Annotated in this window: 21 protein-coding genes; 17 read left to right on the top strand and 4 right to left on the bottom strand. The window is 62.0% G+C overall.

The features are described from left to right. Nucleotides 1-11 precede the first annotated feature (11 nt). The 9 genes from fghA to GRF63_RS13225 all read left to right on the top strand — a co-directional run bounded on the left by fghA (nt 12) and on the right by GRF63_RS13225 (nt 9,109). Nucleotides 12-851: an S-formylglutathione hydrolase gene (gene fghA / locus GRF63_RS13265; RefSeq protein WP_160486532.1), complete on the top strand. Its 840-nt coding sequence runs from the start codon at nt 12-14 to the stop codon at nt 849-851. After that, on the top strand, nt 848-1,276 hold the full coding sequence (locus tag GRF63_RS13260) for an NAD(P)H-dependent oxidoreductase subunit E (protein ID WP_160486531.1): 429 nt from the start codon (nt 848-850) through the stop codon (nt 1,274-1,276). Before fghA ends, GRF63_RS13260 begins: the two co-directional genes overlap by 4 nt. Then, the gene (locus GRF63_RS13255) at nt 1,273-2,832 is read left to right on the top strand and encodes an NADH-ubiquinone oxidoreductase-F iron-sulfur binding region domain-containing protein (protein WP_160486530.1); all 1,560 of its coding nucleotides are present in this window, start codon (nt 1,273-1,275) and stop codon (nt 2,830-2,832) included. Before GRF63_RS13260 ends, GRF63_RS13255 begins: the two co-directional genes overlap by 4 nt. Continuing rightward, a complete protein-coding gene (locus tag GRF63_RS13250; protein ID WP_160486529.1) occupies nt 2,829-3,347 on the top strand; it encodes a molybdenum cofactor guanylyltransferase in 519 nt (172 codons plus the stop codon). Before GRF63_RS13255 ends, GRF63_RS13250 begins: the two co-directional genes overlap by 4 nt. Before the next feature lie 2 nt (nt 3,348-3,349). Then, a complete protein-coding gene (gene fdhF / locus GRF63_RS13245; RefSeq protein ID WP_160486528.1) occupies nt 3,350-6,205 on the top strand; it encodes a formate dehydrogenase subunit alpha in 2,856 nt (951 codons plus the stop codon). After that, a complete protein-coding gene (locus GRF63_RS13240) occupies nt 6,202-6,486 on the top strand; it encodes a formate dehydrogenase subunit delta (protein ID WP_160486527.1) in 285 nt (94 codons plus the stop codon). The genes fdhF and GRF63_RS13240 overlap by 4 nt, the downstream gene beginning before the upstream one ends. Continuing rightward, nucleotides 6,476-7,258: a formate dehydrogenase accessory sulfurtransferase FdhD gene (gene fdhD, locus GRF63_RS13235; protein ID WP_160486526.1), complete on the top strand. Its 783-nt coding sequence runs from the start codon at nt 6,476-6,478 to the stop codon at nt 7,256-7,258. The genes GRF63_RS13240 and fdhD overlap by 11 nt, the downstream gene beginning before the upstream one ends. Nucleotides 7,259-7,318: 60 nt before the next feature. Further along, a complete protein-coding gene (locus GRF63_RS13230; protein WP_160486525.1) occupies nt 7,319-7,834 on the top strand; it encodes a VTT domain-containing protein in 516 nt (171 codons plus the stop codon). A 93-nt stretch (nt 7,835-7,927) separates the two neighbouring features. Further along, nucleotides 7,928-9,109, top strand: a complete 1,182-nt coding sequence (locus GRF63_RS13225) for a GGDEF domain-containing protein (protein ID WP_160486524.1) — start codon at nt 7,928-7,930, stop codon at nt 9,107-9,109. A 9-nt stretch (nt 9,110-9,118) separates the two neighbouring features. Here GRF63_RS13225 and metW read toward each other — a convergent pair whose 3' ends face one another. Beyond that, on the bottom strand, nt 9,119-9,709 hold the full coding sequence (gene metW / locus GRF63_RS13220; RefSeq protein ID WP_160486523.1) for a methionine biosynthesis protein MetW: 591 nt from the start codon (nt 9,707-9,709) through the stop codon (nt 9,119-9,121). Beyond that, on the bottom strand, nt 9,706-10,809 hold the full coding sequence (metX, locus tag GRF63_RS13215) for a homoserine O-acetyltransferase MetX (RefSeq protein ID WP_160486522.1): 1,104 nt from the start codon (nt 10,807-10,809) through the stop codon (nt 9,706-9,708). The genes metW and metX overlap by 4 nt, the downstream gene beginning before the upstream one ends. A 75-nt stretch (nt 10,810-10,884) precedes the next feature. On the opposite strand from metX, the gene GRF63_RS13210 reads away from it, so the two are divergent. Genes GRF63_RS13210 through GRF63_RS13200 form a run of 3 tightly spaced genes read left to right on the top strand, consistent with a single transcriptional unit; the run spans nt 10,885 to nt 13,700 of the window. Continuing rightward, on the top strand, nt 10,885-12,024 hold the full coding sequence (locus GRF63_RS13210) for a pyridoxal phosphate-dependent aminotransferase (RefSeq protein ID WP_160486521.1): 1,140 nt from the start codon (nt 10,885-10,887) through the stop codon (nt 12,022-12,024). Then, nucleotides 12,021-12,929, top strand: a complete 909-nt coding sequence (locus tag GRF63_RS13205; protein ID WP_160486520.1) for a prephenate/arogenate dehydrogenase family protein — start codon at nt 12,021-12,023, stop codon at nt 12,927-12,929. The genes GRF63_RS13210 and GRF63_RS13205 overlap by 4 nt, the downstream gene beginning before the upstream one ends. A gap of 9 nt (nt 12,930-12,938) precedes the next feature. Then, nucleotides 12,939-13,700 carry an enoyl-CoA hydratase gene (locus tag GRF63_RS13200; protein WP_160486519.1) on the top strand — a complete coding sequence of 254 codons (762 nt, stop codon included), beginning with the start codon at nt 12,939-12,941 and terminating at the stop codon, nt 13,698-13,700. A gap of 33 nt (nt 13,701-13,733) precedes the next feature. On the opposite strand, the gene trxB is transcribed toward GRF63_RS13200, so the two are convergent. Beyond that, nucleotides 13,734-14,705: a thioredoxin-disulfide reductase gene (trxB, locus tag GRF63_RS13195; protein WP_160486518.1), complete on the bottom strand. Its 972-nt coding sequence runs from the start codon at nt 14,703-14,705 to the stop codon at nt 13,734-13,736. A 167-nt stretch (nt 14,706-14,872) separates the two neighbouring features. Next, nucleotides 14,873-15,103 carry a hypothetical protein gene (locus GRF63_RS13190; protein WP_160486517.1) on the bottom strand — a complete coding sequence of 77 codons (231 nt, stop codon included), beginning with the start codon at nt 15,101-15,103 and terminating at the stop codon, nt 14,873-14,875. Between the two features lie 126 nt (nt 15,104-15,229). Here GRF63_RS13190 and ku point away from each other — a divergent pair, with 126 nt between their 5' ends. From ku to GRF63_RS13165, 5 genes are all read left to right on the top strand, one after another. Next, complete coding sequence (gene ku / locus GRF63_RS13185) at nt 15,230-16,066, top strand: non-homologous end joining protein Ku (protein ID WP_160486516.1); 837 nt, start codon at nt 15,230-15,232, stop codon at nt 16,064-16,066. Between the two features lies 1 nt (nt 16,067). Then, the gene (ligD, locus tag GRF63_RS13180; protein ID WP_160486515.1) at nt 16,068-18,596 is read left to right on the top strand and encodes a DNA ligase D; all 2,529 of its coding nucleotides are present in this window, start codon (nt 16,068-16,070) and stop codon (nt 18,594-18,596) included. A 154-nt stretch (nt 18,597-18,750) separates the two neighbouring features. After that, on the top strand, nt 18,751-19,206 hold the full coding sequence (locus GRF63_RS13175) for an ATP-dependent zinc protease family protein (protein ID WP_337189692.1): 456 nt from the start codon (nt 18,751-18,753) through the stop codon (nt 19,204-19,206). Nucleotides 19,207-19,222: 16 nt separating this feature from the next. Further along, complete coding sequence (gene rimK / locus GRF63_RS13170; RefSeq protein WP_160486514.1) at nt 19,223-20,128, top strand: 30S ribosomal protein S6--L-glutamate ligase; 906 nt, start codon at nt 19,223-19,225, stop codon at nt 20,126-20,128. After that, complete coding sequence (locus GRF63_RS13165) at nt 20,115-21,194, top strand: succinylglutamate desuccinylase/aspartoacylase domain-containing protein (RefSeq protein WP_202131749.1); 1,080 nt, start codon at nt 20,115-20,117, stop codon at nt 21,192-21,194. Before rimK ends, GRF63_RS13165 begins: the two co-directional genes overlap by 14 nt. Nucleotides 21,195-21,235 lie beyond the last annotated feature (41 nt).

Genomic DNA, 21,235 nt, shown 5'->3' with positions numbered 1-21,235 from the left:
GGAGCGGAAGCATGACTATCGAAACCGTCAGCGAAACGAAGTGCTTCGGCGGCAATCAGGGCGTCTACAAGCATGAGAGCACGTCCACCGGCACGCCGATGACCTTCGCGGTTTATCAACCGGAGCATCGCGAGGGCGAGAAGCTGCCCGTGCTGTGGTGGCTCTCCGGCCTTACCTGCACGCATGAAAACGCGATGATCAAATGCCATTATCACAAGGCATGTGCCGAACATGGCGTGATCTTCATCTGTCCCGACACCTCCCCGCGCGGAGAAGGTGTGCCCGATGACGAAGCCTATGATTTCGGCCAAGGCGCGGGCTTCTATGTCAACGCTACGCAGGCCCCCTGGTCCCAGCATTTCCAGATGCGCCGCTATATCGAGGAAGAACTGCCCGCTCTCGTGGCGGAGAACTTCGATGTCGACATGGATCGCCAGTCCATCTCCGGCCATTCCATGGGCGGGCACGGCGCGCTGACGGTATCGTTGCGCAACCCGGATCGTTTCCGCTCCACCAGTGCGTTCTCCCCCATCGTCAGCCCGATGAATTGCCCGTGGGGCGAAAAGGCGCTGTCGAACTATCTGGGCGATGATCGTGATGCGTGGCGCGAATATGATGCCTGCGCCCTTATCGAGGATGGCGCGCGGATCGATCACCTGCTGGTGGAACAGGGCCGCGCAGACAATTTCCTCGACGATGAACTGAAGACCTGGCTGCTGGAAGACGCGGTGCGCGAAGCCGGCATGAACGCGAAGATCGTGATGCAGGAAGGGTATGATCACTCCTACTTCTTCGTCAGCACCTTCATCGCAGAGCATGTGAAATGGCACGCTGAAAGGCTGAAAGCATGAGCGACAATAGCGAAATCCTGGGCGAAATCATCGCCCGCCATCACCACCGCGAAGGCCCGCTGCTGCCGATCCTGAACGATGTGCAGGAAGAGCTTGGCTGCGTGGATGCAGAAAGCGAGGCGCTGATCGCCAAGGGGCTGAACCTCAGCCGCGCGGACGTGCACGGCGTTGTCACCTTCTATCACGATTACCTGCCCACCCCTGATGCGCGGCCGCACGTGCAGATCTGCCGGGCGGAGGCGTGCAAGGCGCGCGGCGTGGAAAAGCTGATCGACACGGCCAGCAGCGCCGCCGGAGAGCGCGTGCGCATCTCCACCGTCTATTGCCTTGGCCTGTGCAGCGCCGGCCCCGCCGCGCGCACGGGCGATGACCTTCATATCCGCCTGGATGAACAGGCGATCACCAACCTGGTAGAAAACGCATGACGCTGGTTCGCATTTCCGACGATGCCCTTGCCCGCGCAGGCGGCGCAGACAGGCTGGCAGACGCTTTCGCGAAGAAGGGCTGCGAAGTCCATCGTACCTCCAGCTGGGGCATGCACTGGCTGGAGCCCATGGTGGAAATCGACGGAAAAGGCTTCGGCCCTGCCACGCTGGACGACGTCGATGCCATTCTGGACGGCACAAGCGACAAGTCCATCGGCGTTATCGAGGATCATCCCTTCATCGCCACGCAAACGCGCATCACCTTCAAGCGCGCTGGCAAGACCCGCCCCCTCAGCCTTGAGGATTACGAGGCGACCGGCGGCTGGGCGGGCCTGAAGCGTGCCCGCCAGATCGGACCTGAAAAGATCGTGGAAGAGGTCAAGCACTCCGGCCTGCGCGGCCGCGGCGGCGCAGGTTTTCCCACGGGCATCAAGTGGGACACGGTGATGAAAGCCGAAGGCCCGCAGAAATACATCGTGTGCAATGCCGACGAAGGCGACAGCGGCACCTTTGCCGATCGCATGGCGATGGAAGGCGATCCCTTCGCGCTTATCGAAGGCATGGCCATCGCTGGCGAGGCGGTGGGCGCGACACAGGGCTATATCTACCTGCGCAGCGAATATCCCGATGCCATCCGCAAGCTGAACGCCGCACTGGAACTGTGCACAGACATCATCGCGCCGTTCAAATGCGAAGTGCGCGTGGGTGCCGGCGCTTATGTCTGCGGCGAGGAAACCTCGCTGCTCAACAGCCTGGAAGGCAAGCGCGGCGAAGTGCGCGCCAAGCCGCCGCTGCCTGCGCTGGAAGGCTTCCTTGGCAAGCCCACCGTGGTGAACAACGTGCTCAGCCTGCAGGCCGTGCCGCATATCCTGAACGAAGGCGGGGCGGACGAATACAAGGATGCAGGCTTTGGCCGTTCGCGCGGCACCATGCCGATCCAGTTGGCCGGCAATATCAAGCACGGCGGCCTTTACGAAGTCGGCTTCGGCGTGACGCTGGACGATCTGGTCAACCAGATCGGCGGCGGCACGGCATCGGGTCGCCCGGTAAAGGCCGTGCAGGTTGGCGGCCCGCTGGGTGCCTACATTCACCCAGACCAGTTCGACATCCAGTTCGACTATGAAGAGTTCACTGCATCCGAAGCCCTGATCGGCCACGGCGGCATCACCGTGTTCGACGATACGGCAGACATGCTGGAGATGGCGCGCTTTGCGATGGAGTTCTGCTCTGTCGAAAGCTGCGGCAAGTGCACGCCCTGCCGCATCGGCGCGGTGCGCGGCGTGGAAATTCTCGATCGTATTCGCGAAGGCGGGCGCAAGCGTGACCGGATCGAGCTGGCCCCGCAAATGCACAACGCGCCAAAGGACAAGGGCCGCGATGCAGGCGATGAAATCGGCCTGCTGACAGACCTTTGCGAAACGATGAAGTTCGGCTCGCTTTGCGCACTGGGCGGCTTCACGCCCTACCCCGTGATGAGCGCGCTGCGCCAATGGCCCGAAGATTTCACCCGCAACCCCGAACTGGTTGAACAAGCCCTGCCGGAAAACGCGGGATGATTTTGGGCGCGGTCCTTGCAGGCGGCAAGTCCTCTCGTTTCGGCACCGACAAGGCGCTGGCCGAGCTCGACGGTCGCACGCTGATCGCGCGCGCGGTGGAGACGCTTTCGGGCTTTTGCGACGATGTGATCGTGGTGGGGCGAGAGACCGCACCCGCCCCTACCGTTCCCGACTGGCCAAGGTCTGACATGGGCCCACTCGGCGGCATTGCCGGTGCACTGCGCCATGCCGAGGCCGAGGGTTATGACAGCGTGCTGACCTGCGGGGTCGATTCTGTCGCTCTGCCCGCAACGCTCTTATCGGATCTTTCGCCGGCCCCGGCTTATCTTGAAACGCAGCCCGTTATCGGGCATTGGAAAAGCAACAACGCATCCGTCGTTTCGGCCATCCTCCAGAGTGAAGGACGCCATTCGATGCTCGCATTCGCAAAGGCCGCCAGGGCGCGGGCCGTGAAGAGCGATGATGCGCCAGCAAACATCAACACACCCGCAGATCTTGCGGCGATGGAGCGATAGTAATGGGATATGAAGCCCCTAAGGATTTCGGCACTCCGGCAGTGGAGTCGAAACAGCAGGTCACGCTGACCATCGATGGTCGCAAAACCACCGTGCCCGCAGGCACCAGCGTGATGCGCGCCGCTACCGAAACAGGCGGCCACATCCCCAAGCTGTGCGCCACCGACAATGTGAAATCCTTCGGTTCCTGCCGCCTGTGCCTGGTAGAGATCGAGGGCGCGCGTGGCACGCCTGCCAGCTGCACCACGCCGGTAAGCGAAGGCATGGTGGTAAAAACGCAGACCCCGCGGCTGGAAAAGCTGCGCAAGGGCGTGATGGAGCTGTATATCTCCGATCACCCGCTGGACTGCCTCACCTGCTCCGCCAATGGCGACTGCGAATTGCAGGACGAGGCCGCAGCCGTGGGCCTGCGCGATGTGCGCTACGGCTACGAAGGTGCAAACCACCTGGAAGTGCCGACGGACACGTCCAACCCCTATTTCAGCTTCGATGCCAGCAAGTGCATCGTCTGCTCGCGCTGTGTGCGCGCCTGTAACGAAGTGCAGGGCACCTTTGCCCTCACCATCGACGGGCGCGGTTTTGCCAGCATGGTTTCCGCCGGGCAGGAGGAAGACAACTTCCTCTCCAGCGAATGCGTAAGCTGCGGCGCCTGCGTGCAGGCCTGCCCCACGGCCACCCTGCAGGAAAAGAGCGTCAAGGAAATCGGACTGCCCGAACGCAGCGTCGTTACCACCTGCGCCTATTGCGGCGTGGGCTGCACCTTCCGCGCCGAACTGCGCGGAGAGCAGCTGGTGCGCATGGTGCCCTACAAGGATGGCAAGGCCAATCGCGGCCACAGCTGTGTGAAGGGCCGCTTCGCCTATGGCTATGCCAACCACCAGGATCGCATCACATCGCCCATGGTACGCGACAGCATCGATCAGCCCTGGCGTGAAGTGACCTGGGAAGAGGCACTGGAATTCACCAGCAACAAGATCAAGGGCATCAAGGAACAGCACGGCGCAGGCGCGCTGGGCGGCATTACCTCCAGCCGTTGCACGAACGAGGAAACCTTCCTCGTGCAGAAGCTGATCCGCTCCGTTTTCGGCGCAAACAATGTCGATACCTGCGCGCGCGTTTGTCACTCGCCCACAGGCTATGGCCTGAAGACGACGTTCGGCACCAGTGCCGGCACGCAGGATTTCGACAGCGTGCAGCACACCGATGTGGCGCTGGTTATCGGCGCCAACCCGACAGACGGCCACCCCGTGTTCGCCAGCCGCCTGAAAAAGCGCCTGCGTGAAGGTGCCAAGCTGATCGTGATCGATCCGCGCCGGATTGATCTTGTGCGCACCCCGCATGTGGAAGCCGCGCATCACCTGCCCTTGCAGCCCGGCACCAATGTCGCCGTGCTCACCGCGATGGCGCATGTCATCGTTACGGAGGGGCTGGAGAACCGCAAGTTCATCGAGGAACGCTGCGAAGTCGATGCCTATGAGGAATGGGCGCGCTTCGTTTCCGACGAACGCCACAGCCCCGAAACGCTGGAGCCTGTAACCCGCGTTCCTGCCGACGATCTGCGCGCCGCCGCGCGGCTTTATGCCACCGGCGGCAATGGCGCGATCTATTACGGCCTTGGCGTGACAGAGCATTCGCAAGGTTCATCCACCGTGATGGCGATTGCCAATCTGGCGATGGTCACCGGCAATATCGGCCGCAAGGGTGTGGGCGTGAACCCGCTGCGCGGCCAGAACAACGTGCAGGGCGCCTGCGACATGGGCAGCTTCCCGCACGAACTGCCCGGCTATCGACACCTGTCCGATAGCGTGACGCGTGAAATGTTCGAGAAGGACTGGGGCGTTTCGCTCGATCCCAACCCCGGCCTGCGCATCAACAACATGCTGGATGCCGCCGTGGATGGCACCTTCAAGGCGATCTACATCCAGGGCGAGGATATCCTGCAATCCGATCCCAACACGCAGCACGTGGCCGATGGCCTTTCCGCGATGGACTGCGTGATCGTGCACGATCTCTTCCTGAACGAGACGGCGAATTACGCCCACGTCTTCCTGCCCGGCTCCACCTTCCTGGAGAAGAACGGCACCTTCACCAATGCCGAGCGCCGCATCCAGCCGGTGCGCAAGGTGATGGAACCGGCCAATGGCTATGAGGACTGGGAAGTCACGCAGTTGCTGGCCAACGCGCTGGGCGCGGAGTGGCAGTACGAGCATCCGAGCGAAATCCTGGACGAAATCGCGCGCCTTACCGGCAGCTTTGCCGGCGTAAGCTGGGACATGCTGCAGGAACGCGGCAGCGTGCAATGGCCGGTGAACGAGACGCATCCGGATGGATCGCCCGTGATGCACATGGAAGGCTTCGTGCGCGGCAAGGGCCTGTTCGTGGTGACGGATTACGTCCCCACCGATGAGAAAACCGGCCCGCGCTTCCCGCTGCTGCTGACCACGGGCCGCATCCTCAGCCAGTATAACGTCGGCGCGCAGACGCGGCGCACGGCCAACACCGTGTGGCATGAGGAGGACCTGCTGGAAATGCACCCCGCAGATGCCGAAAACCGCGGCCTGAAGGATGGCGACTGGACGAAGCTTGCCAGCCGCACAGGCGAAACGACCCTGCGTGTGAAGGTAACCGATCGCGTGGCACCCGGCGTTGTCTACACCACCTTCCACCACCCTGCGACGCAGGCCAACGTCGTCACCACCGATTACTCCGACTGGGCCACCAACTGCCCGGAATACAAGGTGACGGCGGTGCAGGTGATGCCCAGCAACGGGCCGACGGACTGGCAGGAAGACTACCAGGAACTCAGCGAACGCAGCCGCCGCATTGCGGGTGAAGACACGATGGAGCCGGCGGAATGAGCAAGAGCCAGCTCGAAACGCTGACGCGCTTTGCCAACCAGATCGCCAAGAACTTCGTCGCCATCGGGCACGACAAGGCGGTGCTGGCCACGGCAGACCATATCGAAAGCTTCTGGGATCCGCGGATGAAGCAATGCATATTCACCGGCGATCGCAGCGGGCTGGACCCGATTGCCGCCCAAGCCATCGAGCAGCTGGCCCAAGGCGCGCACCCCGGTTCGCAAACCCGCGCCACCGATTTTTCCAAGGCGGGCGGGCTGCACAATTCGGATGCCGGATAAGCCGCTACAGTTCGGGGCGGACGGAACCACGCGCTCTTTGGAGCGGGCATGGGTTCCTGAAGTGCCTGTTGCCCTGGAATATAACGGCCTCTCCTATGCTGTGATGATGGCCAGCCCGCACGATCTGGAAGATTTCGCGCGCGGCTTTGCGCTGACCGAAGGGCTGGCGAAAACTCCCGCCGATATCGACGACATCGCCGTGGTGGAGGTGGAGCATGGCTGGATCGCGCGAGCGCAATTGACCGGGCTGGGCATAGAAAAACTGACCGATCGCGTTCGCACGCGAGTGGCGGAATCAAGCTGCGGCTTGTGCGGGATCGAGAACCTTGAAGCGGTCAGCAAGCCCCTGCCGCCGGTTGCACGGCATCACACGCTGGACCCGCAAGCGATTTTCGCCGCGCTGGGCACCTTGCGCGATCACCAGCCTTTGACCCGTGAGACAGGCGCTGCCCATGCCGCCGCCTTCTGCACGCTGGACGGCACCATCCTGCACGCCCGCGAAGATGTTGGCCGGCATAACGCGATGGACAAGCTGGTGGGCGCCATGGCGCATGCATCCCAGGATGCGGCCGAAGGCTACATCCTCTCCAGCGCGCGGTGTTCTTACGAGATCGTGGAGAAGGCCGTGCGCGCGGGCGCGACGCGGCTTGTCACCATATCATTGCCCACCAGCATGGCGGTGGACCGTGCACGTGCGGCGGGCCTAAGCCTGTGGTGCCTGGCGCGTGAAGACAGCGTGCTGTGCGTCAACGATGGGTCAGACACGCGCTGACAAGTGTTGCAACGGCGCAACGCTTTTGCGCAACATCCGGTCGCATCGGGAACCCGAACCATGAACCTGCGTCAGTTCTATGTGGACGCGCTGATTTCATCGATCTTTCCGATGGCCATGCTGGATAGCCTGGCAGCAATGCCGGCTGGCCCGTTCGCACTCCCCGCAATCCTCGCAGCGGTCACCGCCTCACTGGTTGCCATGTCGGTTCCCGGCGCGGTGAACACCATGTCGTTCCTCAGCGGTCTGGTGCTTGGCATTGCCGGAATATTGGTGGTGGCACTTGGCGTCACCATCGGCACGCATTTGCTGTTCCTCGCCTCCCGCCGCTGGTTGGGGCCGCGCCTGCGCCGTCGGTTTGGCGCGCGCATGGATGGCATTCAGGATCATCTTGGACGCCGCGGCCCGCTGTATGTGGTGGGCGCAAGGATCGGCGGACTTCCCAACGTGATCGTCACCGCTGGCTGCGCGGCCACGCCGATCGGCGCCCGCGCATTTCTTTCGGCCAGCCTGCTGGGGATGTTGCCGGCAATATCACTTTCCGCACTGGCGGGATCAGGTCTCGCGGCGTTCTAAAAGAAATATTGCAATAGATTTTTAGAATTTAACGAGTTTTTACCTCGCGTCTCTATGGCTGTGGGCCATGCAACTGCCAGGCCGCCCCTAATCATGACCGTGAGCGCAATCTTCGCGATGACTGCACTTGTGGCAGGACTGTGCGTATTCTGCGCCGTAATCTGTGCATCATTACAACGACATGCGGCGCTGATCTGGATGGGCGTAGCGCTGTTGTTCGGCATTATAGAAAGCCTGGCGCTGAAGGATAACAGCATCACCCAGCTAGACCTGTGGGTGACCACGGCGACAGTTGTGCTGTCCTATGTCTGCGTCGGCGAGTCGGTGCGTATCGCCTACGGCCAGAGGCGCTCCAGCCGCACATTTTTCGCCATTTGCGGCGCTGCGATCCTTACCTCATTGGCGCTGCTGCAGCTGCCGGTGCCGCATGTGCTGCAATTCTTGCCGTCCCAGCTTGCAGGTGCCGCAGCGATGATGAGGGCCGTCATCGCCGTGCAGCGGGCAGGCAGGCGCGGGGACCAGATTGATACCGCCTTGATCTGCGCCCTTACGTTGGTAAGTGCGATCTATATCCTGCGCATTCCTGTATTTCCGGTGCTGGTGGGACGGGATGTGCCATTTGCCGATTTTTCGCGTCAGGATCTGCAGGACATTCTCGTCTTCCTGTTCGCGATTTTAGTGCCCGCGGTCGTGCTGCTGACAATCACCCGCCTGGTGACCGATTCCCTGCACCTTTATCGCATGCGGGCGGAGCATGATTTCCTCACGAACCTGCCCAATCGCCGCGCCTTTGAGACAATGGCAAACCAGCCCGATCGTGGCAGTGGCTCACTGGTGATCTGCGATATCGACAATTTCAAGCGCATCAACGATCAGTACGGCCATGCGGCAGGCGACGCGGTGATCCGCGCGGTTGCCAGCCTGCTGGATTGCATGGGCCAGCCTGCCCGCATCGGCGGGGAGGAGTTTGCCATCTGGCTGCCGGGCGCAGACGTAGAGATGGCGCGCCGCCACGCAGAGCAATTGCGCCGCGAATTGATGACGCTGCGCCTGGTAGAACTGACGGACGATCACGTGATCACCGCCAGTTTCGGCATCGCTGCATACGGCAGGTTCACCCCGCTGCGCGTTGCCCTGCAAACGGCTGACATGGCGCTTTACCTGGCGAAGAATTCCGGCCGCAATCGCGTTTGCGTGGATGGGGATCCATCGGCAGGCCGCGAAGCCGCGCGGCAGGCAGAACGCGAACGGGAGCGCGCACGCGCCGCCGCTTAACGACAGGGGCTAACGACTCAACTGGAAGACTGCGTGTTCGGCGCGCCAGTTTGCGTTGCGTCCGCCTATTTCCCGGCCATCGGCAAAAAACCAGCTGCCACTGATGTTCACCCCGCGCTGCGACAGGAATTCGCGGAAATCGGCAATGGTCAGATGGTGGATATTGGCGGTTTCATACCAGCTGCCCGGCAGGTGCCGAGAGATCGGCATACGGCCATTGCGCAGCAGCGACAGGCGCATGCGCCAATAGGCGAAATTGGGGAAGCTGACAAAAGCCTCCCGCCCAACGCGCAAAAGCTGTTCCAGCAGCCAGTCGGGGCGCTGCGCGGTCTGCAGGGTCTGGCTCAGCACGGCAACGTCGAACGCGCCATTGGGATAATCTGCAAGATCGCGATTGGCATCACCCTGCACCACGGAAAGCCCGCGCGAAACGGCCTTTGCCACCTGTTCGGCATCGATTTCCATCCCGCGCGCATCGCATTGTTTTTGCAGTTGCAGGACTTCCATCAGGTCCCCTTCCCCGCAGCCGACATCCAGCACGCGGGAACTTGCGGGCACCATATAGGCGATTTTGGCAAGATCGGGGCGCAGCGCGCTCATACCAGGAACCCCTTCACCACCCGGTCCAGCGCTGGCACATCCAGCAGGAAGCTGTCGTGGCCATATGGTGCGCTGAGTTCCACAAAGCTGACAGGTGCCGCAACGGCATTCAGCGCGTGCACCACTTCGCGCATATCGGCAGTGGTATAAAGCCAGTCTGTGTCGAAGCTGACGAGGCAGAAACGCGTGTCCTTCGCGCCGCGAAATGCATCGGCCAGCAATCCGCCATGCTCCTCCGCCAGATCGAAATAATCCATTGCGCGGGTGATGTAGAGATAGCTGTTGGCATCGAAGCGATCGGTGAAGCTGAGGCCCTGATAGCGCAGATAGCTTTCCACCTGGAAATCGGCATCGAAGCCGAAGCTCTTGGCGTCCCTGTCCTGCAGGCGGCGGCCGAATTTCTCGGTCAGCCCTTCTTCGGATAGGTAGGTGATGTGCGCGGCCATGCGCGCCACGGCCAGCCCCTTTGCAGGCGTTTCGCCAGCGTAATAATTGCCGCCCTGCCAGTTAGGGTCCGCCATGATGGCCTGTCGCCCCATCTCGTGAAAGGCGATGTTCTGCGCGGAATGGCGCGCGGTGGTGGCAATGGCCAGCACACGGTCCGTGCGTTCCGGGAAGTTGGCCGCGCAGGACAAGGCCTGCATCCCGCCCATCGATCCGCCCACCACGGCGTGCAGCCGCCCGATGCCCAGCGCATCCAGCATGGCCATCTGCGCGCGCACCATGTCGCGAATGGTGATGACCGGGAATTCCATTGCATAGGGCTGCCCGTCCGGACCCGCGCTGGCAGGGCCGGTGGAGCCAAGGCAACTGCCGATCACATTGGCGCAGATCACGTGGAAGCGATCCGTGTCGATCGGCTTGCCCGGGCCGACCATGCGTTCCCACCAGCCGGGCTTGCCGGTAACGGGGTTGGTGCCCGCCACGAACTGGTCCCCCGTCAACGCATGGCACACCAGCACGGCGTTGGACTTGTCCGCCGCCAGTTCACCATAGGTTTCATACGCCATTTCCACACCCGCCAGCGCGCGCCCGCTGTCCAGTGGCAACGGCGCGTCCAGCGTGAGGGTGCGGAAGTCTATTGCGGTTGTTGTGGCCATGATCTCGGCCTGCGGACTTGGGCGTCGCTTGCGCGCGTGTCAATCGCGGGCTGTCAATCGCTGCAAAGGGCAGCTATGCGCGCTTTCGCAACTGACGAGACTTCGACCATGCCCCCAAGCTCCCGCCCGCAGATGAAGCCCTATATCGAGGCGATCCACGCCTATGTGCCGGGCAAGAGCGCGGGAGACGACGGCAAGCCGCTGGTCAAGCTTTCCGCCAACGAGAACCCGCTGGGTTGCTCGCCCAAGGCGATGGACGCGCTAGCCGAGGTGGCCTCGCCCGCAGGCTATCCCGATCCCGATGCCACGCTGCTGCGTGAAACCATCGGCAAGGTGCACGGCATTGACCCTGCGCGCATCGTATGCGGCACAGGCTCCGGCGAATTGCTGAACTGCGCGGTGCAGGCCTTTGCCGGCGTCGGTGACGAGATCCTGTTCTCGCGCTTCGCCTTCTCGCTTTACCCGCTGCTGGCGCAAAAGGTGGGGGCGGATCACGTTCTGGCCGAGGATCACGATTACGCTGCATCGGTGGATGCCATGCTGGCCAGCGTCACCCCGCGCACGAAAGTGGTGCTGCTGGACAATCCCAACAACCCAACGGGCACATTCCTGCCCCGCGCAGAAGTCGCGCGCCTGCATGCCGGGCTGGCACCCGATGTGCTGTTGGTGGTGGATCAGGCCTATGCCGAATATGTCGATGCCGCGGATGACGATGGCGGGCTGGAACTTGCCGCCACGCAAGATAACGTGCTGGTAACGCGCACCTTTTCGAAGGCTTATGGGCTTGCGGGGGAACGGATTGGCTGGGGCACCGGCGCGCCGCATCTGGTGGATGCCCTGAACCGCCTGCGCGGACCGTTCAACGTCACCACCAGCGGCCAACGCACGGCCATCGCGGCGCTGGAAGACCAGTCTTTCGTAGACAGCAGCCGCACGCATAACGCCGCCGCCCGCGCCCGCTTTGCCACGGCGATAGAGGCGCTAGGCAATCACGGCCTGCGCGCATTGCCGAGCGAAGCGAATTTCCTGCTGGTGCTTTTCGAAGGCGCGCTGACTGCCGATGCCGCGCTGCGCGGGATTGCGCAGGCGGGATATGCGGTGCGGCACCTCCCTAGTCAGGGCCTGCCCCATGCGCTGCGCATCACCATCGGAACGGACCGGCAGATGGCCGAAATTGCAGAGACACTGCGCCAACTGTGTGAGGCCGCACGATGAGCTTCCAGCATGTTGCCATCATCGGCCTCGGGCTGCTGGGCGGGTCCATCGGCTTGGCCGTGGAAGCGCACCTGCCCGATGTGAAAACCACAGGTTACGATGCCGATCCTGCGGTTCGTGAGCGGGCGCGGGCGCGCAATCTGTGCGGCACCATCGCGGATGACCCGGTGGAGGCTGTGCGCGATGCCGATCTCGTCATCCTGTGCGTGCCCGTGGGCGCGATGGATGCCGCGGCAAAGGCTTTTGCCCCCGGCCTTTTACCAGAAGCGGTTATCAGCGACGTCGGTTCTTCCAAGCTGAGTGTCTCACAAAGCCTGGCAAAGGCCCTGCCCGATCACACGATCATCCCCGCGCACCCCGTTGCGGGCACGGAGGAATCCGGGCCGGACGCAGGCTTTTCCAGCCTGTTTCATCAGCGCTGGTGCATCATCACCCCGCCCGATGGCGCGGCAGAAGGCCAGATCGCCAATCTGAAGTCGTTCTGGCAGGGTCTGGGATCGACGGTAGAGATCATGGATGCGAAGCATCACGATCTGGTGCTGGCCGTAACCAGCCACATCCCCCACCTCATCGCCTACACCATCGTGGGCACCGCCAGCGATCTGGAAGAGGTGACGCGGGGCGAGGTGATCAAATATTCCGCCGGTGGTTTCCGCGATTTCACCCGCATTGCCGCCAGTGACCCTGTGATGTGGCGCGATGTTTTCCTGAACAACCGCGACGCGGTGCTCGACATGCTTGATCGCTTTCTGGGCGATCTGGCATTGATGCGAGAGGCGATCAGGGCCGGCGACGGCGAGATGATGTTCGACCAATTCTCGAAAACCCGTGCTATCCGGCGGCGGATCGTGGAACAGGGGCAGGACGATGCACGGCCCGATTTCGGGCGGCACGATCACGAATAGGAGACGGGCATGAGCGGCACTGTAGATATCACGCAGGATGGCGGCGTGCTGACGCTGCTGATGAACCGGCCGGACAAGAAGAATGCCCTCACCGATGCAATGTATGGCGCGCTGGCCGATGCCATGGAGAGCGCCGAACGAGACGCTGCCGTTCGGGCAGTCGTCATCCGCGGTGCGGGCGACCTGTTCTGCGCGGGCAACGACATCGGCGATTTTCTGAAATCATCGGGAAATGTCGGAGAGGCGAATGTCTTCCGCTTTATCCGCCTGCTCGGCAGTTTTACAAAGCCGCTGCTGGCAGGGGTGCAAGGTCATGCCGTGGGCATCGGCACCACCATGCTGCTGCATTGCGATTACGTGGTGTTGGCGCAGGACGCGAAGCTGAGCACGCCTTTCACCACGCTGGGCCTGGTGCCAGAGGCTGCCTCCAGCCTGCTGCTGCCCGTTGCCATTGGCCACCAGCGCGCCTTCGCGATGTTGGCGATGGGAGAGCGGATGGAAGCCAGCGATGCGCTTGCGTGCGGGCTGGCCAATGAGGTTGTGGCAAACGCCGATCTTGAAGGAAGCGTCGCAAAGGCTGCGGCCCGCATCGCGGCGCTACCACCGGGCGCGGTTCAGGCCAGCAAGACGTTGATGCGTGATCCCGGCCTCGTGGCCGCCAAGATGGAAGCGGAGATCGAGATTTTCGCGCAGCGCCTGCAAAGTGCAGAGGCGCGCGAGGCCTTCACAGCCTTCATGGAAAAGCGCGCGCCCGACTTTTCCCAGTTCTAACCGACGTTCTAGCCGCGGGTTTTCGCTGCGGAATTATTCCGCCGCTTCGGCTTCCTTTTCGGCAAACTCCAGCGTGGCGAGGAAGCGTTCGGCATCAAGCGCGGCCATGCAGCCGGTGCCAGCCGCCGTCACCGCCTGGCGATAGGTGTGATCCATCACGTCGCCGCAGGCAAACACGCCGGGAATCTCTGTTTTTGGCGTGCCCGGTTCCACCAGCAGATAGCCGCCATCGTCCATCGGCAGCTTGCCCTTGAACAGCTCTGTCGAAGGGGCGTGGCCGATGGCAACGAATGCGCCGTCCACTTCCAGCTCGCTCTTTTCGCCGGTCACCGTGTCCACCAGTTCCAGCTTGCCAAGCGCGCCGTTTTCACCCGCCACAAACCGCTCCACCGACTTGTTCCAGAGGGTGGAGATCTTGTCGGACTTGAACAGGCGTTCCTGCAGGATCTTCTCGCTGCGCAATTCATCACGGCGGTGGATCAACGTCACATCGTCGGAATGGTTGGTGAGGTACAGCGCCTCTTCCACGGCGGTGTTGCCGCCGCCGATCACGGCCACCTTCTTGCCGCGATAGAAGAACCCGTCACACGTGGCGCAGGCGGACACGCCCTTGCCGCCCAGTTCCTGCTCCCCCGGAACGCCAAGCCATTTTGCCTGCGCGCCGGTGGCGATCACCAGCACATCGCCCACATATTGATCGCCGCTGTCACCGGTTGCGGTGAACGGCGATCCGCCTTCCATGTCCACGTCCACGATGGTGTCCCACATCATGCGGGTCCCAACATGCTCTGCCTGCTTCTGCATCTGCTCCATCAGCCACGGGCCCTGGATCACGTCGGCAAAGCCGGGATAGTTCTCCACGTCGGTGGTGATGGTCAGCTGGCCGCCGGGCTGCAGGCCCTGCACGACGATCGGCTCCATCCCCGCACGCGCGCCGTAAATGGCAGCGGAATAGCCTGCGGGGCCTGAGCCGATGATGAGCATGCGGGTGCGATGGGTGGTCATGGATTGTCTCGATTCGCTGATTGAGGAACCGACGTAGGAACAGGGGGCGCGGCGTGCAAGCGAGAGCCTCCGCTTCTCAACGGGCCGATGCCGCGCCGCGCAGTATTGCCGCACATATGAAAAGGGCGGCCACACGGACCGCCCTTCTCGAAATCAATGGTGTTTTATCAGACCGCTGGGGTCGTCGGCGTCGTCGGCGCAGCGGGCGCCGTGGACTTGTCCGCCAAGCGCTTTGCCAGATAGCCGCCGCCGGCCAGTGCCAGCAGTGCCGGAATGCGCAGGCGGGTTACCAATGGAACGGCGACCGCGCCAAGAATTGCGCCGGTCGGGCCACCGATCTTGCGGGTTTCCTTGCCGAGTGCTGCGCCAACGCCGGCGCCAATAAGCTTACCAATCATGTGAATCTCCTTTGCCCGAATAACGGATAAGCAGGCGCGATGTTCCGGTACTGCCACGGTCATTTTGCCGTGGAGCGCGAAACGAAATGCGGCGATAAACGCTGATTGTCCAAACGGAGGTGAGAAATGGCGGCACGTGCATATTGGCAGGGTCAGATCAGGCTTGCCCTCGTATCGATCCCGGTGGAGGTTTTTTCTGCATCCAAATCGGGTGCGAAAATCCGTTTCAACCAGATCCACGAACCCAGCGGAAAGCGGGTTTCATACGAGAAGGTGGTGGAAGGCATCGGCCCCATCGATCGCGATGAGATCATCAAGGGATACGAGATTTCCAAGGGTGAATACGTGCTTCTGGAAGAAGAAGAGATCGAAGCCGTAAAGATCGAGAGCAAGAAGACGCTCGAGCTGGTGCAGTTCGTCGACACTTGCGAGATTGACCCGCTCTACTTCGAAAAACCCTATTACATCGCGCCCAAGGACGACCTGGCCGAGGAGGCCTTCGTCGTGTTGCGAGAGGCGCTGCGAAAGTCGAAAAAGGTGGCGCTGGGGCAATTGTCGATGCGCGGCAGCGAGAAACTGGTGGCGATCCGGCCGTGCGGGAAAGGCCTGCTGATGGAAACGCTGCGCTACGCCGACGAGGTTCGCAAGGGGCAGGAGTTCTTCAGCGAAATCGACGAGAGCAAGCCGAAGAAGGAACTGCTCGACCTTGCCACAACGCTGATCGACGACCGGAGCGCCCCCTTCGATGCCAGCGAGTTTGAGGATCGCTATGCCGATGCGTTGCGCAAGCTGATCGACAAAAAAGCGAAGTCCAAGAGCAAGAAAGCCATTATCGAGGATGTCGACGATCCTGACAGCGCTTCGGGCGGCAACGTGATTGACCTGATGGCCGCGCTGAAGAAATCCGTCGGCGAGAAGAAGCCGGCGAAGAAAACCGCAGCTAAGCGCAAGAAATCCGCCTGACATGGCCAGCAAGCGCAAGGCCGACGATCCGCTTGCAACCTATAACGCCAAGCGCGATTTCAAAAAGACGCCCGAACCATCGGGCAAGGCGCAAAGCAGCAAGAGCGGCGACCTTTTCATCGTCCAGAAACACGATGCAACGCGGCTGCACTGGGACTTGCGGCTGGAGATAGACGGGGTGCTGAAAAGCTGGACCGTCACCAAGGGACCCTCCCCCGATCCCGATATAAAGCGGCTGGCGGTGCGCACCGAAGACCACCCCATGTCCTATGCCGAATTCGAGGGGACCATCCCCAAGGGCGAATATGGTGGTGGCACCATCATGCTATGGGATCGCGGGCGCTGGGCTCCGATCAAGGGCAAGAGCGCCAGCGATATCGACAAGGGCCATCTGCATTTCATCCTCGAAGGGGAGCGAATGAAGGGCGAATGGCTGCTGATCCGTCTGAAGAAGAAGCCCGGCGAAAAGCGCGAGAACTGGCTGCTGCGCAAATTGCAGGATGAGCATGCCGAAGGGGGTGACGCGCTGGTCGAGCGCGAACTCACCAGCGTGCTGACCGGTCGATCCATGGCCGAAATCGCGGCTGATAAGGACGGCGAATATCCGCTGGCAGGCAAGAAGGACGATGCCTTCCTTGCGCAGATGGAAAAGGCATCTGCCCGCAATGCCACCAAGGCTAAACCGGCCCGCAGAAGCAAATCGGCGGCGCTGCCCAAATTCCGCAAGCCGCAGCTCGCCACGCTGGTGGATGATGTGCCCACCGGCAATGGCTGGATGCACGAGATAAAGTTCGACGGATACCGCGCCATGATCGCGGTCAGCGGTGACAAGGTGCGCGTCTACACCCGCAGCGGGAAGGACTGGACGGAGAAATTCGCACCGCTGGTAGACGCTATCGCCGCGATGGACCTGCCCGCCTGCCTGATAGATGGCGAGATCATCGCCTATGATGCGAAGGGCAATCCCGATTTCTCCACCCTGCAACAGGTGCTGAAACGCGGCCACGGCAGCCAGTCCAAATCCGACAAGCTGGCCTTCCACGCCTTCGATCTGCTGGAGCTTGCAAGGGACGATCTGGCCAAGGTTACGAATATAGAGCGCAAGGAGAGGTTGGAGGCACTGCTGGCAAACGCAGAGCCGCCTGTTCATCTGGCGGATCACGTTATCGGCGCAGGCGAGAAGCTGTTCGACGCCATGTGCAGCGCGGGACAGGAGGGCATCATCTCGAAAAAGATGGACGCACCCTATCGCCATTCCCGATCAAAAAGCTGGGTGAAGGTGAAATGCACCCGGCGGCAGGAATTCGTGATCGTCGGCTTGAAGGATAGCTCCGCCAAGGGCCGTCCCTTCGCCTCCCTGCTGATGGCGCAGCACGAGGGCGACGAGCTGGTTTACAAAGGCCGCGTGGGCACCGGCTTTACCGAGGAGGAAATGGATTCGCTGGCCGCCAAGATGCGGCGCCTTGAGCGCAAGACTGCTCCCGTCGAGGTGACAAAAGCCGATGCGCGCGGCGTAACATGGCTGACGCCCAAGCTGGTGGCCGAAGTGGGCTTTGCCGAATTTACAGCAGACGGAAACATCCGTCACGGCAGCTATCTAGGCCTGCGCGCGGACAAGCCTGCCAGCGCCGTGAAGCCGGAGAAACCGTCCAGCACCCCGAAGGCGGAAGCGGAGGTTAAGATCTCCAGCCGGGACCGAGTCGTCTTTCCTGATAGCGGTCAGACCAAGGGGCAGCTGGCCGATTATTACGAGGCCGTCGCGCCGATCATGCTGCCGTTCGCCGCGCGCCGTCCTGCCAGCTTGGTGCGCTGTCCGCAGGGAAGAGCGAAGAAATGCTTCTTTCAGAAACACGATAGCGGCGCGTTCGGCGATGGCGTGCACAGCGTGCCGATCAAGGAGAAGGACGGCGGGACCGAGGACTACCTCTATATCGAGGATGCGCGCGGCATCCTGCAATGCGTGCAGATGGGCACGATCGAATTTCACGGCTGGGGATCGAGAACCGATGACGTGGAACTGCCGGATCGCATGGTGTTCGATCTGGACCCGGACGAGGGGCTGGACTTCGACGATGTGAAATCGGCCGCGCGCGACATCAGGGCGCGGCTTTCCGATATCGGGCTGGTCAGCTTTGCCATGCTGTCTGGCGGCAAGGGCGTGCACGTGGTGGTGCCGCTTGTCCCGGGCCATTCATGGGAGGCGCACAAGGATTTTTCCCGCCGCTTTGCCGAGGCGATGAGCCTTGCAGAGCCGGATCGCTTCACCGCCACCATGAGCAAGGCGAAGCGCAAGGGTAAGATCTTCATCGACTGGCTGCGCAACCAGCGCGGCAGCACCGCCGTACTGCCCTATTCCGCCCGCGCCCGCTCCGGCGCGCCCGTGGCGGTGCCGATCGGCTGGAACGAGTTGAAGAAGATGGACAACACGCAGCCCTTCTCCATCGACGATGCGAAACGCCTGCAGGACCGCGCCAGCAGCAAGACGTTGTCCGGCTGGGGCTTTGCAGAGCAATCGCTGCCGGACATATAGCGGCACATAGAGAATTCGGGCGTGCTTGCCCGCGCAAACTGATACATCGCCACGCCATGCCCTCTCGCATGGAAGATGCGCAAGGATTGTGCGACAAGGGGCGCAAATCGAGAAAACACCCCGATGCAACACGGCCATCTGAAGGACGCGATTCATTCGTAAGATAAAGCCCAAACCCGTCGTCGGCTGGCGCGAGCTTGTCGGCCTGCCAGAGCTGGGACTGTCCGGCATCCCGGCCAAGATCGATACCGGCGCGCGCACATCGTCGCTCCATGCCCATGTGCTGGATGAATTTGAGCGGGACGGGCAGCGTTTCGTCCAGTTCGCCGTCGATTGGGATGGCGTTCGTCATCAATGCGAAGCCGTTCACGTCGATATTCGCGGCATCACCAGTTCAAACGGAGAGACGCAAAGCCGCTATGTCATCAAGACGCAGCTGCAAATCGGTGACACGCAGATCCGCACCGACATCAGCCTTGCCGACCGGTCCGAGATGAAATTTCCGATGCTGATCGGTCGCACCTCTTTACGGCGCCGTTTCCTTGTCGATAGCGGCCACTCATGGCTGCAGACGCCGGACGCCCACAAAATCAAAAGCCGCCAGGCTTGAACCAGGAGTAATTCGAATGAAGATCGCAATGCTTGCACGCAACCCGAATCTCTATTCGCACAAGCGGATGAAAGAAGCCGCAGAGGCCCGTGGGCACGAGCTGGATATTCTCAACACCACGCGCTGCACCGTGAATATCGCCAGCCATCGCCCCACCGTGATGTACAAGGGAGAAACGCTGAGCGGATATGACGCGGTGATCCCGCGCATCGGTGCCTCCATCACGGCCTATGGTCTTGCCGTGCTGCGCCAGTTTGAAATGGGCGGCGTGTGGCCCCTCAATGAAAGCGTGGCCATCGGGCGCAGTAGGGACAAGCTGCGATCCACGCAGATCATGGCGAAATACGGGCTGGGACTGCCGCTGACATCCTATGCCAACGATCCCAAGGCGGCGGAGGAAATCATCAAGGCGGTAAATGGACCGCCCGTGGTGATCAAGCTGCTGGAAGGCACGCAGGGCATCGGCGTGGTGCTGGCCGAAACGCTGAAAGGCGGGGCGTCGATTATCGAGGCTTTCCGCGGCGCGAATATCGCCATCATGGTGCAGGAGTTCATCAAGGAAGCGGGCGGGTCAGACATCCGTTGCCTGGTGGTGGGCGGCAAGGTTGTGGCGGCGATGAAACGCCAAGGCGCCGAGGGTGAATTTCGCAGCAATCTGCATCGCGGCGGCACCGCGCAACTTATCAAGATCACGCCGGAAGAACGTTCCACCGCGGTACGTGCGGCCAAGGCGATGGGGCTGAACGTCTGCGGCGTGGACCTGCTGCGATCCAATCACGGGCCGGTGATCATGGAGGTGAATTCGTCACCTGGCCTTGAGGGTATCGAGAACGCCACGGACAAGGACATCGCCAGCATGATCATCAAGTTCATCGAGGAAAACGCTGTGCCCGGAAAGACGAAGACCCGTGGGAAGGGATAACACAACTTCTGCAGGTGCCGGGCAGGAAGCGCGCGATCCCTTTATCCTGGCCGATCGATCCATTCCGCGCGGCAAGATGGCGACCGTGGAACTGCCGATCAGCAGGCTGTCCACCCATACGGAAATATCGCTTCCGATCCGCGTGCTGCACGGGGCAAAGCCCGGCCCCACGCTGTTCGTCAGCGCTGGCGTGCACGGGGATGAGATCGTGGGGGTGGAAATCATCCGCCGATTGCTGGGCAAGGTGCGCGCACGATCCCTGTCAGGAACGTTGATCTGCATCCCGGTGGTGAACGTATTCGGATTTGTGCAGCACCAGCGTTACCTGCCTGATCGCCGCGATCTCAATCGCTCTTTCCCCGGATCGGCATCGGGATCGCTGGCCGCGCAACTGGCCAGCGTGTTCACCAGGGAAATCATCTGCCGCAGCGATTACGGCATCGATTTGCACTCTGCCGCCGTTCACCGCACCAATCTGCCGCAAATCCGCATCTGCAAGGATCGGCCCAAGGCAGAGGAATTGGCCATGGCCTTTGGCGCGCCCGCGATATTGACCGCGCCCCTCAGGCCAAGCACGCTGCGCGAAACCGCCCTGAAGGAAGGCACCGATGTCCTCCTTTACGAAGCAGGCGAGGCCTTGCGGTTTGACGAGTTTGCCATCCGCGTGGGCGTGAAGGGCATCATGCGCGTGATGGCGCATCTGGGCATGAGCGCGCCTGCCGCAGGTATGAAGCCTGCCGCCGATCCCGTGCGATCCAGCCGGTCTAGCTGGCTGCGCGCACCCGAAGGCGGCATCTTCCGCACCCGCAAGAAGGCCGGCGATCTGGTGATGGCTGATGAAATTGTGGGCATGGTGTCAGACCCGTTCGGCGATGTGGATTTCAAGGTACGCGCGCAGATGGATGGCGTGATCATCGGCAAGACCAACCTGCCCGTCGTCAACCAGGGTGACGCGCTGATGCATGTGGCAGAGGTGCGTAGGGTGGAAACCGCCGCGCGCAGGCTGAACCAGTTTGAAGAGGCCGCCTTTGCCGACCCCATGCTGGATGAAGACGAGGTGCTGTAAACTCCCCCGCCGATTGAGCGCCGCTTCCCATGCGAGTTGAT

This window comes from Aurantiacibacter rhizosphaerae (assembly GCF_009807005.1).
GTDB lineage: Bacteria > Pseudomonadota > Alphaproteobacteria > Sphingomonadales > Sphingomonadaceae > Alteraurantiacibacter > Alteraurantiacibacter rhizosphaerae.
This window is presented reverse-complemented; position numbering and strand designations above follow the sequence as displayed.